Origin of the sequence: Neoroseomonas oryzicola (assembly GCF_012163135.1) — a bacterium.
Classification (GTDB): domain Bacteria; phylum Pseudomonadota; class Alphaproteobacteria; order Acetobacterales; family Acetobacteraceae; genus Neoroseomonas; species Neoroseomonas oryzicola.
In genome coordinates this window covers 38,956-53,708 of record NZ_JAAVUP010000017.1, presented here as the reverse complement: position 1 = coordinate 53,708, position 14,753 = coordinate 38,956, and the positions used below count along the sequence as shown (strand labels likewise).

The 14,753-nt window shown below is 67.4% G+C and carries 10 protein-coding genes and 4 pseudogenes; 7 read left to right on the top strand and 7 right to left on the bottom strand.

Features of this window, described 5'->3' with window-relative positions; genetic code table 11:
• A pseudogene (locus GWK15_RS23995) lies at positions 1 to 359 on the bottom strand (transposase); the annotation flags it as partial.
• Positions 360 to 472: 113 nt separating this feature from the next.
• Here GWK15_RS23995 and GWK15_RS23990 point away from each other — a divergent pair.
• The 7 genes and pseudogenes from GWK15_RS23990 to GWK15_RS23960 all read left to right on the top strand — a co-directional run bounded on the left by GWK15_RS23990 (position 473) and on the right by GWK15_RS23960 (position 7,582).
• Positions 473 to 1,576, top strand: a pseudogene (locus GWK15_RS23990) (IS3 family transposase).
• 270 nt (positions 1,577 to 1,846) lie between these two features.
• Positions 1,847 to 3,202: an ABC transporter substrate-binding protein gene (locus GWK15_RS23985; protein WP_168043936.1), complete on the top strand. Its 1,356-nt coding sequence runs from the start codon at positions 1,847 to 1,849 to the stop codon at positions 3,200 to 3,202.
• A 38-nt stretch (positions 3,203 to 3,240) separates the two neighbouring features.
• Positions 3,241 to 4,092 carry a carbohydrate ABC transporter permease gene (locus GWK15_RS23980; protein ID WP_245211871.1) on the top strand — a complete coding sequence of 284 codons (852 nt, stop codon included), beginning with the start codon at positions 3,241 to 3,243 and terminating at the stop codon, positions 4,090 to 4,092.
• Positions 4,089 to 4,955: a carbohydrate ABC transporter permease gene (locus GWK15_RS23975; RefSeq protein WP_168043934.1), complete on the top strand. Its 867-nt coding sequence runs from the start codon at positions 4,089 to 4,091 to the stop codon at positions 4,953 to 4,955. Before GWK15_RS23980 ends, GWK15_RS23975 begins: the two co-directional genes overlap by 4 nt.
• Positions 4,952 to 6,016 carry an ABC transporter ATP-binding protein gene (locus tag GWK15_RS23970; RefSeq protein WP_168043933.1) on the top strand — a complete coding sequence of 355 codons (1,065 nt, stop codon included), beginning with the start codon at positions 4,952 to 4,954 and terminating at the stop codon, positions 6,014 to 6,016. The genes GWK15_RS23975 and GWK15_RS23970 overlap by 4 nt, the downstream gene beginning before the upstream one ends.
• Positions 6,017 to 6,019: 3 nt before the next feature.
• Positions 6,020 to 6,340 (top strand): annotated as a pseudogene (locus tag GWK15_RS23965) (integrase core domain-containing protein); the annotation flags it as partial.
• Between the two features lie 130 nt (positions 6,341 to 6,470).
• Positions 6,471 to 7,582, top strand: a pseudogene (locus tag GWK15_RS23960) (IS3 family transposase).
• A gap of 77 nt (positions 7,583 to 7,659) precedes the next feature.
• Here the strand turns inward: GWK15_RS23960 and GWK15_RS23955 are convergent.
• From GWK15_RS23955 to GWK15_RS23930, 6 genes are all read right to left on the bottom strand, one after another.
• Positions 7,660 to 7,905 (bottom strand): acyl carrier protein, encoded by a 246-nt coding sequence (locus GWK15_RS23955; RefSeq protein ID WP_168043932.1) that lies wholly within the window; start codon positions 7,903 to 7,905, stop codon positions 7,660 to 7,662.
• Positions 7,902 to 9,056 carry a dihydrolipoamide acetyltransferase family protein gene (locus GWK15_RS23950; RefSeq protein WP_168043931.1) on the bottom strand — a complete coding sequence of 385 codons (1,155 nt, stop codon included), beginning with the start codon at positions 9,054 to 9,056 and terminating at the stop codon, positions 7,902 to 7,904. The genes GWK15_RS23955 and GWK15_RS23950 overlap by 4 nt, the downstream gene beginning before the upstream one ends.
• Positions 9,056 to 10,045: an alpha-ketoacid dehydrogenase subunit beta gene (locus GWK15_RS23945; protein ID WP_168043930.1), complete on the bottom strand. Its 990-nt coding sequence runs from the start codon at positions 10,043 to 10,045 to the stop codon at positions 9,056 to 9,058. The genes GWK15_RS23950 and GWK15_RS23945 overlap by 1 nt, the downstream gene beginning before the upstream one ends.
• Positions 10,042 to 11,028 (bottom strand): pyruvate dehydrogenase (acetyl-transferring) E1 component subunit alpha, encoded by a 987-nt coding sequence (gene pdhA / locus GWK15_RS23940; protein WP_168043929.1) that lies wholly within the window; start codon positions 11,026 to 11,028, stop codon positions 10,042 to 10,044. Before pdhA ends, GWK15_RS23945 begins: the two co-directional genes overlap by 4 nt.
• Complete coding sequence (gene acsA, locus GWK15_RS23935) at positions 11,025 to 12,821, bottom strand: acetate--CoA ligase (RefSeq protein ID WP_338147327.1); 1,797 nt, start codon at positions 12,819 to 12,821, stop codon at positions 11,025 to 11,027. Before acsA ends, pdhA begins: the two co-directional genes overlap by 4 nt.
• Before the next feature lie 288 nt (positions 12,822 to 13,109).
• On the bottom strand, positions 13,110 to 14,750 hold the full coding sequence (locus tag GWK15_RS23930) for a hydantoinase B/oxoprolinase family protein (protein WP_168043928.1): 1,641 nt from the start codon (positions 14,748 to 14,750) through the stop codon (positions 13,110 to 13,112).
• Between the last annotated feature and the right edge of the window lie 3 nt (positions 14,751 to 14,753).

Genomic DNA, 14,753 nt, shown 5'->3' with positions numbered 1-14,753 from the left:
TCTCCTTGATCCGACCGATCAGTGCCGCCTGCGAGCGACGCTTGCCACGGTAGTGGTAGGTCGACGGCTCCATCCGGATCACCGCGCAGGCTTCAGAGCTTTCTTGCCAGGACGTCCTGCAGCATCGCCCGATCCAGCGAGAGATCCGCCACAAGCTTCTTCAGCTTGCCGTTCTCCTCCTCGAGCTGCTTCCGCCGCCGCATCTCCGACGGCATCAGCCCGCCGTACTTGCTGCGCGAATTGTAGAACATCGCCTCCGGGATGCCCGCCTTGCGGCAGACCTCCCCGATTGCCGTCCCCTCCTCCGCCTGGCGCAGCACGAACGCAATCTGCGCATCCGTGAACTTCGACTTCTTCATCGCCATCCCTCCGTCTCCCAGCCCAACCCTAAACTGGAATCTTCCAACTCAGGGCGATCCAGGAAACGGGAGGCAGGTCACCGGGTTTCCCTGGGCTGGGAGGAGCAGATCCGATGAAGGCCTCGAAGTTCAGTGATGCCCAGAAGGCGTTCATCCTGAAGCAGGGTGCGGCGGGAATGCCGGTGGCGGAGATCTGCCGCAAGGCGGGTATCAGCCAGGCGACCTACTTCAATTGGAAGAAGAAGTACGACGGGATGACGCCGCCGGAGATGCGGCGGCTGAAGCAGCTGGAAGACGAGAACGGCAAGTTGCGGAAGCTGGTGGCGGACCTGTCGCTGGATCGCGAGATGCTGCAGGACGTGATCCGCCGAAAAATCTGAGGCCTGGTCGCAAGCGCCAACTCGTCGACGCGGTGCGGCGGGAGTGGGACGTGTCGATCCGGCGCGCGTGCCGGGTTCTGGAAGTCGACACGTCGACCTACCACTACCGCTCACGTCGACCCGACCAGGCCGGCCTCGAGGGGCGCATCAGGGAGATCTGCGCGACGCGCGTGCGCTACGGCTATCGGCGCGTGCATGTGCTGCTGCGGCGGGAGGGATGGCGCGTGAACCACAAACGGACATGCCGGATCTATCGGGAACTCGGCCTGCAACTGCGGAACAAGACGCCCAAGCGCAGGGTCAAGGCGAAGCTGCGCGAGGATCGCCGGCCAGCGAGCCAGGCGAACGAGACCTGGGCGATGGACTTCATCCACGACCAGCTCGCGACGGGGCGGAAGATCCGGGTGCTTACGGTGGTCGACACGTTCTCGCGCTACTCGCCGGTGATCGATCCGCGGTTCAGCCATCGGGCCGAGGATGTCGTGGCGGCGCTGGAGGAGGCCTGCGCCGTGCTGGGCTATCCGAAGACGATCCGGGTCGACCAGGGCACGGAGTTCGTCTCGCGCGACCTGGACCTTTGGGCGTACGCGAAGGGGGTGACGCTCGACTTCTCGCGCCCCGGCAAGCCGACGGACAATGCCTTCGCCGAAGCGTTCAACGGGCGCGTCCCGGGCGGAGTGCCTGAACGCGCACTGGTTCCTGACGCTTGCCGATGCGCGGGAAAAGTTGGAGGCTTGGCGCAGATACTACAACGAAGATCGCCCGCACGGGGCGATCGGGCAGAAGCCGCCTATTTCGTTGCAGAATCCCGGTGGCATCACCAGCCCGCCACCGTGATCAAGGCCCGAAAACTCCACCCTCGGGCGCTCCAACGATGGGGCTCGGAGCAACAAGCCCGAGAAGTTGCGTAGCCCCCGAAGCAGAGATCGGGGCAGGTCCAGGCGGCCCACCGGCCTATGTACGCGGCGGATCGCTTCTATGGGAGCAGGTCAACGGCTCTGGAGATTGACCGCGGCGCAGTCCGATACCTAGGCTTCGCTCTAATGCCGGTTAGCGACCCTGCTCAGCAGGGCGAATTTGCCGGCGCTTGGGAAGGGAAACACGAGAATGACGTTGCGCCTGACCCGCCGTGGTGCCCTGGCCTCGGGGCTCGCGGCCGCCGGCGGCACCCTCGCCGCACCCGCCTATGCCCAGACGCGCGAGCGCGTCGCCCGCGTCTGGGGCGAACCAGGCCCCTATATCGGCGTCTTCGCCAACGGGTTGAACGAATGGGCGCAGCGCAACGCGCCCGGCCTGCGCTTCGAGGCCGAGCAGATCGCCTGGGATGCGGTCTACACCAAGCTCGCGACCGACCTCGCCGCACGCCGTCCGCCGGCGCTGATCAGCGTGGAGAGCCCGATCGCGTATCAGCTCGCGGCCGAAGGCCTGCTTGAGCCGATGCAGGACGTGAACACCGCTATCCGTGCGCGGGAGCGACTGGTCGACGGCTTCACCGTCGACGATTTCGGCACCTGGAAGGGCACGCAGTATGCGGTGCCGCTGCATCATCAGGGCTGCCTCTTCGTCGTCCAGGACGATGTGCGCCAGGAAGCCGGGCTCTCCGACCCGACCAACTGGACCTGGACCGACCTGCTGAGCGGCGCCAAGGCGATCCAGGCCAAGCGGCAGGGCAGCGCCGGCTTCACCATGGCACTGGGGCGCAACCTCTGCGGCGACTACCACATCCAGCAGCTGATCTGGCAGTCGGGCGGGATGACCTGGGATCCCGGCCGCGGCTTCGAGACGACCTTCAACAGTCCCGCAACGATCGAGGCCTATGAGTTCATCAAGGAGCTCTATGGCACCATGCCGCGCTCGGCGGTTGAATTCAGCTTCCTGCAGGTGGTGGACCAGCACGTCACCGGCCGCACCGGCAGCAGCTTCTACTGGGGCCGCACCATGGGCCGCGCCTTCGACGAGGCGAAGCCCATCTACGAGAAGATGGAATACTACCTGAACCCGGCCCATCCGCGCACCGGCCAGCGCTGGTCCTGGACCGACATCAACGGCTTCATCATGCCGCGCCAGAACAACCCCTTCATCCGCGAGGCGAAGGAGGCGATGGCCTACGTGATGAACAACACCGAGTGGATGGTGCGCTATTCCACCAGCCTCTTCCCGAATGTGGGGCCGGTGTTCAAGGACCAGGCAAGCGCGCCCGGCATCGTCAACCACCCGATGTACCGGCAGAAGAAGCGCAGCGTGGATGTGATCTTCACCGGCTTCGTCCCCTATGCCTGCAATTCCGGCCACGAGATCAAGAAGGGCATCAACCCGCTGGCCGGCATCGGGCACGGGCGCAATGTTTGGTCGCAGGTTGCGCAGCGCATCCTGGTGAACAACGAGAATCCCCGCGCCGCGGTGGAATGGGGCCATCGGCAGTTCGAGGACATCCGCCGCGAGAACCGGCGCCTGCTGGGATGAAGTTTCGCCTCAGCGATCGCCAGGTGGGGGTGCTGTTCATGCTCCCCCTCATCCTGGCGGTCGGCATCTTCCTCGTTTGGCCCATCGCCGAGGCGGTGCGGCTGTCCTTCGTCCGCTACAACCCGCTGCGGCCGGACGACCAGCCCTTCGTCGGGTTGGACAACTATGTCTTCGTGCTGGAGGACCCGCTCTTCTGGGAGAGCTTCTGGCAGGCCATTGTCTGGACCGGCTGGTCGACCGTGCTGCAGGCGGTGATCGGTGTTGGGCTCGCGCTGCTGCTGCACCAGCCGCTGAAGGGGATGAACGCCTTCCGCGGCCTGCTGCTGTTCCCCTACATCGTGCCCACGGTGGTGATCGCGCTGAACTGGCGCTGGCTGTTCAATTCCGAGATCGGCATCGTCAACCACCTGCTGCTGTCGGTCGGCGTCATCGACGACAAGATCGCCTGGCTGTCAACGCCGTCCATGGCGATGGCCAGCGCCATCATGCTGAACGTGTGGAAATACACGCCCTTCGTCGTGATCGTTGTGCTCGCGCGGCTGCAGACCATTCCCACGGAGCTGTATGACGCGGCGAGGGTGGACGGCGCCGGCGTGCTGCGGCGCTTCCGCGACATCACCCTGCCGCAACTGGCAGAAGTGCTGGCGGTGGTGATCGTTTTCCGCACCATCTGGACCTTCAACAAATTCGAGGAGATCTACCTGCTGACGCGCGGCGGGCCTGGAACCTCGACCTACAACCTCGCGCTCTATGCCTTCGACCAGTCCATCGCGAACCTGCGCATGGGCGTCGGCGCCGCGGCGGGGGTGATAATGCTCGTGCTGCTGCTGGCGGGATCAATGCTCTACATCCGGGTCTCCGGCTTCGGGCGGGAGGACAAGGCGGCATGAAGCCCTGGGTCGCAGCCATCCTCTATGCCGTGCTGGGTGCCATCACCTTCGTGGTGTGCTTCCCGCTGCTTTGGGCGATCTCCACCAGCCTCAAGCCGAAGGACGAGATCTTCCGCTGGCCGCCAACGATCTGGCCTGAGAACATCACCTTCGATGCGTACCGCGAATTGCTGTTCGGCGGATCGGTCGCCAGCGCGCCGGGGGCGGGGGTGCCGCCATCGGCCTACTTCCTCACCTGGTTCGGCAACTCGATCATCGTCTCGATCGGGTCGACGGTCATCTCCATCACCGTCGCGACGCTCGCGGCCTATTCGCTGACGCGGTTCCGGTTTTGGGGGCAGCGTGCGGTGCCCTATATCGCGATCCTCGGCTACATGGTGCCGAGCGTGATCTTCGTCTTCCCGATGTTCCTCACGATGGTGTCGCTCGAGCTGACGGACACGCTGTTCTCGCTGATCCTAGGCTACGTCTGCATCACGCTGCCCTTCTGCCTTTGGCTGATGTGGGCCTTCTTCCGCGGCGTGCCGATCGAGATCGAGGAAGCCGCGATGGTGGACGGCGCGACACGCCTGCAGGTCTTCCGCCAGATCGTGCTGCCCGTGGCGCTGCCCGGGATCATCGCGGCGAGCATCTTCTCGCTGATCGTCTCCTGGAACGACTACCTGTTCGGGCGGGTCTTCATGAACTCGATGGAGAACCTGCCGCTGACCGTCGGCGTGATGCACTTCTTCGACGGAACGCATGTAGATTGGGCCCTGATGATGGCGTCATCCGTGCTGATGACGCTGCCCATGGCGATCCTGTTCGGCTTCATGCAGCGCCACCTGGTGGCGGGCTTCGGCGCGGGGGCGGTGAAGGGATGACGGACCTCATTGTTCAGGGGCTCTCGAAGTCCTTCGGATCGAACCAGGTGCTCAAGGCGCTCGACCTGACGGTGCCGTCGCGGCAGTTCGTCACGCTGCTCGGACCCTCGGGCTGTGGCAAGACAACGCTGCTGCGGATGATCGCGGGGCTCGAGAAGGCCACCGCCGGCGAGATCCGCTTCGGCGACCGCCGCGTGGACATGCTGCCGCCGGGCGAGCGCAACATCGCCATGGTGTTCCAGTCCTACGCGCTCTATCCGACCATGGATGTGGCGCGGAACATCGGCTACGGGCTCGAGGTCCGCGGCACGCCGAAGCCCGAGCGGACCGAGAAGATCGGCGCTGTCGCCAAGGTGCTCGAGATCGCGCACCTGCTGCTGCGCAAGCCGAAGCAGCTTTCGGGCGGGCAAAGGCAGCGCGTCGCCCTCGGGCGCGCGATGGCGCGGCGGCCGGACATCTTCCTGATGGACGAGCCGCTGTCGAACCTCGACGCCAAGCTGCGCGCGACGATGCGCGGGGAGTTGCGGCGCTTCCACCTCGATCTCGGCACCACCACCGTCTACGTCACGCACGACCAGCTCGAGGCCATGACCATGTCCGACCTGGTCGTGGTGATGAACGAGGGCGTGGTCCAGCAGATCGGCACGCCGGAGGAAGTCTACGGCAAGCCCGCCAACCTGTTCGTCGCGGGCTTCATCGGCACGCCGCCGATGAACCTGATCCCAGCGCAGATAAGCAATGGCATGCTGGCAGTAGCCGGGACGCCCATCCCCGTGCCGCTGCCGCCGCGTGCACCGCCGGACGTCGTCCTCGGCGTGCGCCCACAGGATGTTGCGATGGCAGCCCCGGGCGACGCAGGCGCAATTCCGGGCAAGGTCTGGATGGTAGAGCTCATCGGCAGCGAGCGACTGATCGAAGTGGAGATCGCACCGAAGATCCGCGTCACGGCCGAAGTCCGCGCCAGCCATCGCGCCTCGATCGACGACGCCGTCGCGGTGCGGCCCGACCCGGCGCATATCCATTTATTCGATCCGGCAACGGGGCAGGCGCTGACGGGCTGATTGGGGCGGCTGAAGAGGCTGACGGTTGACATCGGGCCGGGGTTTGCCGGACGGACGCTGCACCAGTGGGCGCACCTGAATCGGGTGGAGATCGACTTCTAGCGGCCGGGCAGACCAACGGATAAGCCGCATATCGCAACGTTCAACAGCCGGCTGCGGGCCGAATGTTTGAACGCCTCGTGGTTCCTGTCGCTGGCCGACGCGCGGGAGCAGCTGGAGGCATGGCGACGCGAGTACAACGAGGAACGGCCGCATGGGTCACTGCGGAACTTGACCCCACGGGCGTTCGCCGAGCAGGCTCAACATGCCCGAGAAGTTGCGTAGCCCCCGGAGCAGAGATCGGGGCAGGTCCAGTGCCCGAAAAAGTTGCCCTCCCAACGGACAAGTTTCCGGGTGACCCTGCCCCCTGGGATGTCCCTGGTCTGAGCGAGAGTCCGTCGAAGGGAGACGGATGATGAAGCGATCGAGGTTCACGCAGGAGCAGATCATTGGGGTGCTGAAGGAGCACCAGGCGGGCGCGACGGCGCCGGATCTGTGCCGCAAGCACGGGATCAGCGAGGCGACGTTCTACGCGTGGCGGTCGAAGTACGGGGGCATGGAAGTGTCCGACGCCCGCAAGCTGAAGAGCCTCGAGGAGGAGAACGCGCGGCTGAAGAAGCTGCTGGCGGAATCCATGCTCGATGTCTCGACGCTGCGGGAGATGCTGGCAAAAAACTTCTGACGTCCGGCTCGCGGAGAAGAGCCGTGACCTGGGCGATCGAGGAGAAGGACTACTCGCAGCGGCGCGCCTGCCGGCTCGTCGGCCTGGCGCCGAAGACGTACCGCTAAGTCTCGCGGCGTGCTGATGATGGCGAGGTCCGTGTTCGGTTGCGGGCGCTCGCGAATGAGCGTCGGCGGTTCGGCTACCGGCGCCTGCACATTCTGCTGGCGCGAGAGGGGCACCGGCTGAACCACAAGAAGCTGTTCCGGCTGTATCGGGCGGAACGCCTCGGCGTGCGCCGTCGTGGCGGGCGCAAGCGCGCGCTCGGCACGCGTGCGCCGATGGCGCTGCCGCAGGCGATGAACCAGCGCTGGTCGCTGGACTTCGTCTCCGATGCGCTGGCCTGCGGGCGGCGGTTCCGCGTGCTTGCGGTGGTGGATGACTTCACCCGCGAGTGCCTGGCGCTGGTGGCGGATACCTCGCTGTCGGGGCTGCGCGTCGGGCGTGAGCTCGACCGGATCGTGGCCCTGCGTGGCCGCCCGGCGCTGATCGTCAGCGACAACGGCACCGAGCTGACCTCACACGCGATGCTGCGCTGGCAGCAGGAGCGTGGTGTCGCCTGGCACTACATCGCGCCGGGCAAGCCGCAGCAGAACGGGTTCGTCGAGAGCTTCAACGGCCGGTTCCGCGACGAATGCCTCAACGAGCACCTGTTCGGCAGCCTGCCCGCGGCGCGCCGGATCATCGAAGCATGGAGGAGCGACTACAACACGGCCCGACCACACACGAGCCTGAACGGGCTCACCCCAGCAGCCTTTGCAACCCGCCCCGCATCGGGGCAAATGGAGAACAGGCTCTGCTCATGAACGAGGGCATTTAGGGGGCAAGGTCACGGGTTCAGGAGCAGTTCAGGACCAACCGCTTCTACGAGGTCAGGCCAGGACTAGCCTGGTACCTCCGCGAAGTAGGCGACCATTCCGTCCATCGTGAGGAGACGCGGATAGTCGGCCTCCGGGATCGGGGCGCCCGTGCGGTCATGCAGAGCGATAACGAGATTCTGGAAGTCGATCGAATCGAGGTCGATCGATTCCCGCAGATCGTCATCGCCCTTCACGTCGGCCAGGCTCGCCTCCGGCGCGATCTCCGCCAGGATCTGGGCGAGGAGTGCGAGCGTCTTCTCCCGCGTCATGGAACCTCCGCCTCCTGCAGTTTCGACTCGATGCGGGCGAGCAGCAGCCCGCCGCGGTGGCCGTCCGAGGCGCGATGGTCCCCGGCCAGGGTCAGTGCCGCCACGCGGCGCGGGACGACGTTTCCCTCCACCACCCAGGGCCGCTCCACGATCCGCCCGATGCCGAGGATCGCGACCTGTGGCGGGTAGATGATCGGCAGCACGCTCTCGGCCCCACGATCGCCGACGCTCGTGACGGTTATCGTGGCGTCGGTGAGCTCCGAACTGCGCAGGCCGCCGCCGCGCGCCCGCGCGACGATGTCGCGCAGCGCCGCCATCAGCGCCTCGGGGGAAAGTCGGTCCGCATCGCGGATCGCCGGCGCGACGAGGCCACCGCCGCGCAGCGCGACCGCCCAGCCGACATGCACGCCATCGCCTTGCCGGAAGGCGCCGTCCTCCCAGAAGCCGTTCAGCTCGGGTGTCTCCGCGACGGCGCGCGCAACGGCGTGCAGGATCAGGGCCGCCGGCAGCAGGCGGTCGGGCGGCGCGCGGTCGCGGTTCAGCGCCTCGATCCGCGCGAGCGGGCCGGTCATGTCGACGGTCTGGGAGAGGTAGTAGTGCGGGATCTCCCGCTTGGACCGCCCCATGGCGGCAGCGATGGCGCGCCGCATCGCGGCAGGGTCGAAGCCGCCGCGGCGTGTGGCAGGGGCGGCGGCCGGCGACGGCAGGTCGGCCAGGCAGATCGCGCCGTCCACGCCGGTGCCGCGCAGGCCGCCGAGGTCGATGCCGAGCGCCGCGGTACGCTGCCGCGCGGCCGGCGTCACGCGACGGCGGGCGGGCGCTTCCCGGGCGGCCGGGGGTTGTGGCAGGACGGGCGTGGGCCTCACGGGAGCGGCCACGACCACCGCCTCCCGCATCGCCGCAGGCGTCGTCGTCGCCGCGCCGTCGAGGCGCGCGAGCACCGCGCCCACCGGCACCTTGGTCCCCGGTGCGACGAGCAGTTCGGCGACGACGCCATCGTGGAAGATCTCGATCTCGATGGCGCCCTTGGCGGTTTCCACCACCGCGACGATGTCGCCGCGGTGCACCTTCTCCCCGGGGCGGATCTTCCACTCTACCAGCGTGCCGTCCTCCATGTCGGCACCGAGGGACGGCATGCGGAACGCGGTCATCACGCCGGCCTCACCAGCCCCCGTGCCGCGGCGGCGATGGCCTCGGGTTGCGGCAGCGCTGCCTGTTCCAGGTGCGCCGCATAGGGGATCGGCACCTCGCGCGAGCACACGCGGCGGATCGGCGCGTCGAGCTCGAAGAACGCCTCCTCGACGATGCGCATGGCGATCTCGGCGGAGAGCGAGCCGGAGCGCCAGCCCTCGTCCACGATCACGACGCGCCGCGTGCGTGCGACCGAGGCCATGATCGCCGCGGTGTCGAGCGGGCGGAGCACGCGGAGGTCGATCACCTCCGCCTCGATGCCTTCGGCCGCCAGCGCCTCGGCCGCGGCGAGCGTCTTGAACAGGCTGCCGCCATAGGTCACCAGCGTGACGTCGCGCCCGGGCCGCCGCACCGCCGCATGGGCGATGTCAACGCCGGCGAGGCCTGCGGGGATCTCGCCCTCCATGTTGTAGAGCATGACATGCTCGAAGATCAGCACCGGGTTGGGATCGGCGAGCGCCGGGGCCAGCATGAAGCGCGCATCGGCCACCGTCGCCGGCGCCAGGATGCGCAGGCCCGGGATATGGGCGAACCAGCCCTCGAGGCTGTGGGAATGCTGTGCGGCCAACTGGCGCCCGGCTCCCGTCGCCATGCGCAGCACGATCGGCACCGCGAACTGCCCGCCCGACATGTGTGGGATGGTCGCGGCGTTGTTGAGAATCTGGTCGAGGGCGAGCAGGCTGAAATTGCAGGTCATCACCTCGACGATCGGCCGCATGCCGGCCATGGCCGCGCCGATGCCGGCGCCGACGAAGGCGCTTTCGGACAGCGGGGTGTCGAGGATCCGATCCTCCCCCAATTCCGCCGACAGACCCTTGGTCACGGCGTAGCAGCCGCCGTAGCGGCCGACATCCTCGCCCATCAGGAAGACGCGCGGGTCGGCCAGTACCGCCTCGCGGATCGCCTGGCGGCAGGCCTCGCGGTAGGTCATGCGGATCGCGCCGCTCATGACGGCACCTCGTCCATGGTGACGAAGCGTTCGAGGTTCTCGACCGGCTCCAGGGTGCCCGCCTCCGCGAAGGCGATGGCGTCGGCGACCTCGGCATCCACCTCGGCCTCCATGCGCGTCATGTCGTCCGGATGGAGGTAGCCGGCCTGTTCCAGCCAGGCACGCAGGCGGCGGATCGGGTCGCGCTCGCGCCAGGCCACCACCTCCTCCTTGTTGCGGTAGAGTTGGGCATCGAACATCGAATGCGCCCGGAAGCGATAGGTCAGGCATTCGAGAAAATGCGGCGCGCCAGTCTCACGGATGCGTTCCACCGCGCGGCGGGCGGCGACCGCCACGGAGACCACGTCCATGCCGTCCACTGCCTCAGCGCTCACGCGGTAGCCTTCCGCCTTGCGGAAGATGGCGGTCTCCGCCTCCGCACGCTCCAGCGCCGTGCCCATGGAATAGCGGTTGTTCTCACAGACGAAGAGGACCGGCAGGCGCCAGAGCGAGGCGAGGTTCATCGTCTCGTGGAACTCGCCTTCGTCCACCGCGCCTTCACCGAAGAAGCAGGCGGTGACGCCCTTGCGGCCCTGCATCCTGTCCGCCAGCGCGACGCCGAGGGCAAGCGGCAGCCCACCGCCGACAATGGCGTTGCCGCCATAGAAGCGTGTGGCGCGGTCGAAGATGTGCATCGATCCGCCGCGCCCGCGGCAGCAGCCTTCCTGCTTGCCCAGCATCTCCGCCATCAGCGGCCGCATCGGGATGCCGCGCGCGATGGCCTGGCCGTGCTCGCGATAGGTGGCGGCGATGCCGTCTTCTGGACCGAGGGCGCGCATGACGCCGACCGAGACTGCTTCCTCGCCATCGTAGAGGTGAAGGAAGCCACGGATCTTCTCCGCCTGGTAGAGCGCCACGCAGGCTTCCTCGAAGCGGCGGATGCGCAGCATGTCGCGCAGCAGCGCGAGACCCTCCGGGCGGCCGAGATGCACCTTGGCGGTCATCGTTCGTCGCTCTCCAGCGTGGACAGGTCGCCTTCAGGAAGGCCGAGCTCGCGCGCCTTGAGGAGGCGACGCATGATCTTGCCGCTGCGCGTCTTCGGCAGATTGAGCCGGAAGTCGATTTCCTTCGGTGCCACCACGGCGCCAAGCCGCTTGCGCGCATGGCCGAGCAGTTCGCGCCGCAGCGCCTCCGACGGCTCGTGACCGGGCTTGAGCGCGACGAAGGCCTTCACGATCTCTCCGGCGGTCGGGTCCGGCTTGCCGATGACCGCGGCTTCCGCGACGGCCGGATGCTCCATCAGCGTGCTCTCGACCTCGAACGGCCCGACCAGGTGGCCGGATGACTTGATCACGTCGTCGGCGCGGCCGACGAACCAGAAGTAGCCATCCTCGTCGCGCATCGCGAGGTCGCCGGTCAGGTACCAGCCGCCGACGAAGCACTTCTTGTAGCGGGCTTCCTCATGCAGGTAGCCGCGCATCATCGATGGCCATCCCGGCTTGAGAGCGAGTTCTCCGGGAACCATCCAAGCGTCCACCAAGGCGATGCCGCCTTGTCCGTCGCGTTGTACGATCGCCGCCTCGATCCCCGGCAGCGGCTTGCCCATGGAGCCGGGCTTCACGTCCATCGCCGCGAGGTTGGCGATCATGATCCCGCCGGTCTCGGTCTGCCACCAGTTGTCGTGGAAGGGCATGCCGAAGGCCTCGACGCCCCAGACCACGGCCTCGGGATTCAGCGGCTCGCCGACGCTGGCGAGGAATCGCAGCGAGGACAGATCGCGGCCGCGCAGCGGCTCGGTGCCCAGCTTCATCATCATGCGGATGGCGGTCGGGGCGGTGTACCAGACCGAGATCCGCTCCTGTTCGAGCACGTCGTACCAGGTCTGCGGGTCGAACTCCGCCTCGACCACGACATTGGTCACGCCATTGGTGAGAGGCGCGATCATCCCGTAGCTCGTGCCGGTGACCCAGCCGGGGTCCGCGCTGCACCAGAAGATATCGCCGGGATGCAGGTCGAGGGCCGTGCGGCCCGTGACATGATGCATCACCACGGACTGGTGGACATGAACCACGCCCTTCGGCTTTCCCGTGGTGCCGCTGGTGAAGTGCAGGAGAGCCATATCCTCAGGATCCGTCGGCGGGATCTCGAAGACCGGATCGGCCTCCGTCATCAGGGCGTGCCAATCGAGCGTCCCATCGACGGCGGCTGCGTCCACCAGGACGACATGCCGCAGCAGCGGCAGCCGCGGCCGCAGGGCTTCCACTTTGCGGCGGTAGAGCGTCGCAGTGGTAATCAGGATTTCGGCCTCCCCGATCTCCAGCCGCGTCGCGATCGGCTCAGGCCCGAAGGCCGAGAAAAGCGGGCAGACGACGCACTTCGCCTTCAGCGCCCCGAGTGTCGCGACATAGAGTTCCGGGATCCGCCCCGCCAGGAGGAAGACCCTGCCGCCTTCCTTCAGGCCCAGGCGCCTCAGGGCATTCGCGAAGCGGTTCGTTTCCGTCCGCAGGTCACGCCAGGACAGCACGCGCCGCGTGCCGTCGCGGCCGATCCAGCGCAGCGCGGTCCCCATGCCATTCGGCCCGGAAGCATGCCGGTCGACAGCTTCATGCGCGATGTTGAGGCCCTTCCCGGAGGGCAGGCCGTCGAGCAGGGCGCGTGCCGCCCCCCAGTCGAACGGCCGTCCGTCGAGGGCTTCACCCAGCAGGTTCGGCTGCATGCGCAGCCCCTCGAGCTGCTTCACGATCCGTCGACCCCGCTCCAGGGGCCTGTCGGCGCCGATATCGCCGGTCGCGGCCACGCGCTCTCCTCCCACCCTTTGATGTCAGGGTGCGCGGGAGGGAGGGCTGGTGACCATGATCCCGATCAAGTTCGGACCCTGGCCAGGGCGTTGGGGAATACTCCGCCTACCCCGTCGGACCTCCCGGTGAGGGATCGAACCGGCCCGCGGGGATGGCGCCCGGTCCAATGAACGGGTCTGCGGCCGCTATGAGCGTGCCGCACGTCGGGTCCGCCCTGACCTCAGTCTCGCGCCTTCGAGGCGTGTCGGGGATCCGCTCGGCGCGCGCGAGCGAGCAAGCCGATCGCGTCACCGCCGACAGGTCGACGATTCCGTGACGTATCCGGCAGCCAGGTCGTGCGCGACCGCTACCGCACTTCGCTGACCTGGATCACCGTGCCCACCGCCTCCCGGCGTGGCCAGCGCGACGGTATCGCCCGTCTTCAGCACGTATTGCCGCTTCGGATCGACCTTCTCGCCGTTGATGCGAAGCATGCCCGGCGCGCCGTCCTGCCCGCCTTCCACCCCGAACGCAGGAAAGATGGTCCGCTCCGCAAGAAAGGAAACGGCGATCGGCGTCGGCGAGCGGCTCTCGATGAGGATCTCCTGGCCCAGTCCGCCACGATGCCGTCCCGGTCCGCCGCTGTCGGGCCGCAGTCGCTTGTGGTGGATGTGGATGGGCGCGATGTGCTCGCTGATCTCGACCGCGGTGGAGGAGACGTTGGACGGCCAGGACAGGCAGGAGATCCCGTCGCCATGCATGTTCCCGCCCATGCCGCCGTTGAAGAAGAACATGTTGGCGTAGGGCTTGCCGTTCGCGCCGACGCCGGACTGGTTCATCCCCCACATCGGCGACCCGCAGGCCGCCATGACCCGTTCCGGCACGACCTGGCCAAGGCAGCCGAAGACGAGCATCGGCAGGTAGTGGCCGATCAGCATGCGAGAGCCGCCTGACGCGGGGAATTGCGGGTTCACGATGCAGCCCGGCGGGGCGACGATGGAGATCGGCCGCCAGGCGCCCTCGTTGTTCGGCAGGGTGGGGCTGGTGCAGACCTTCACCCCGTACATCACCATGGCGTAGGTGTAGCAGAGCGCACAGTTGATCGCGCGATCGACCTGCGCATCGGTGCCGGTGAAGTCCGCGGTGATGGTGTCGCCCTTGATCGTCAGCGCAAGCCGGATCGTGACGGGCGTGTCCATGAGCCCGTCCGTCTTCAGTTCGCTGCGATAGGTGCCGTCGGGCAGGGCGGCGATGGCATTGCGCATGGCCGCTTCGCAGCGGCGGTGGATCTCCGCGGCGAGGTCCGTGAGGTCCCGCAGCCCGGCCTGGTCCATCAGGACGTGCAGCCGTTCCTCCATCAGGTCCAGCGCCACGACCTGCGCCCACAAGTCGCCGAGCGTCTGCTCCGGCGTGCGCACGTTCTGCCGTAGTATCGCGACAAGCGTCTCGTCGGCGACGCCCGAGCGCATCAGCTTGAGCGGCGGGATCTGGAGGCCTTCCTCGAAGACCTCCCGCGGTTCCGGGCTTCGGATCTTGCCGCCGATGTCGGGCGCATGGGCGGTGCTCGCGCTGAAGGCGACCAGGCGACCGTCGCGGAAGATCGGCTTGGCGACGGTGATGTCGGGCAGGTGCCCGGTGCCGAGCCAGAGGTCGTTGGTGATCAAGACGTCGCCCGGCTGCAGTGTCTCCGGCGGGAAGAAACGCAGGAAGTGCTTTACCGTCTCCGGCAGGGTACCGATGAAGGAGGGGATGCTCTCCGTCGCCTGCACCAACGACTGCCCTGCGGCGTCCGTGACGACGCAGGAGAAGTCGTAGGATTCACGCACCAGCGTGGAGAAGGAGGTGCGGACCAGCGCGGCCGCCGCCTCGTCCACCAGCGAGATCAGGCGGCGCCAGAGGAGCTCCAGTTCGACGGCGTCGAAGGTCCGGGCAGGCATCGTGTCATTCATGGT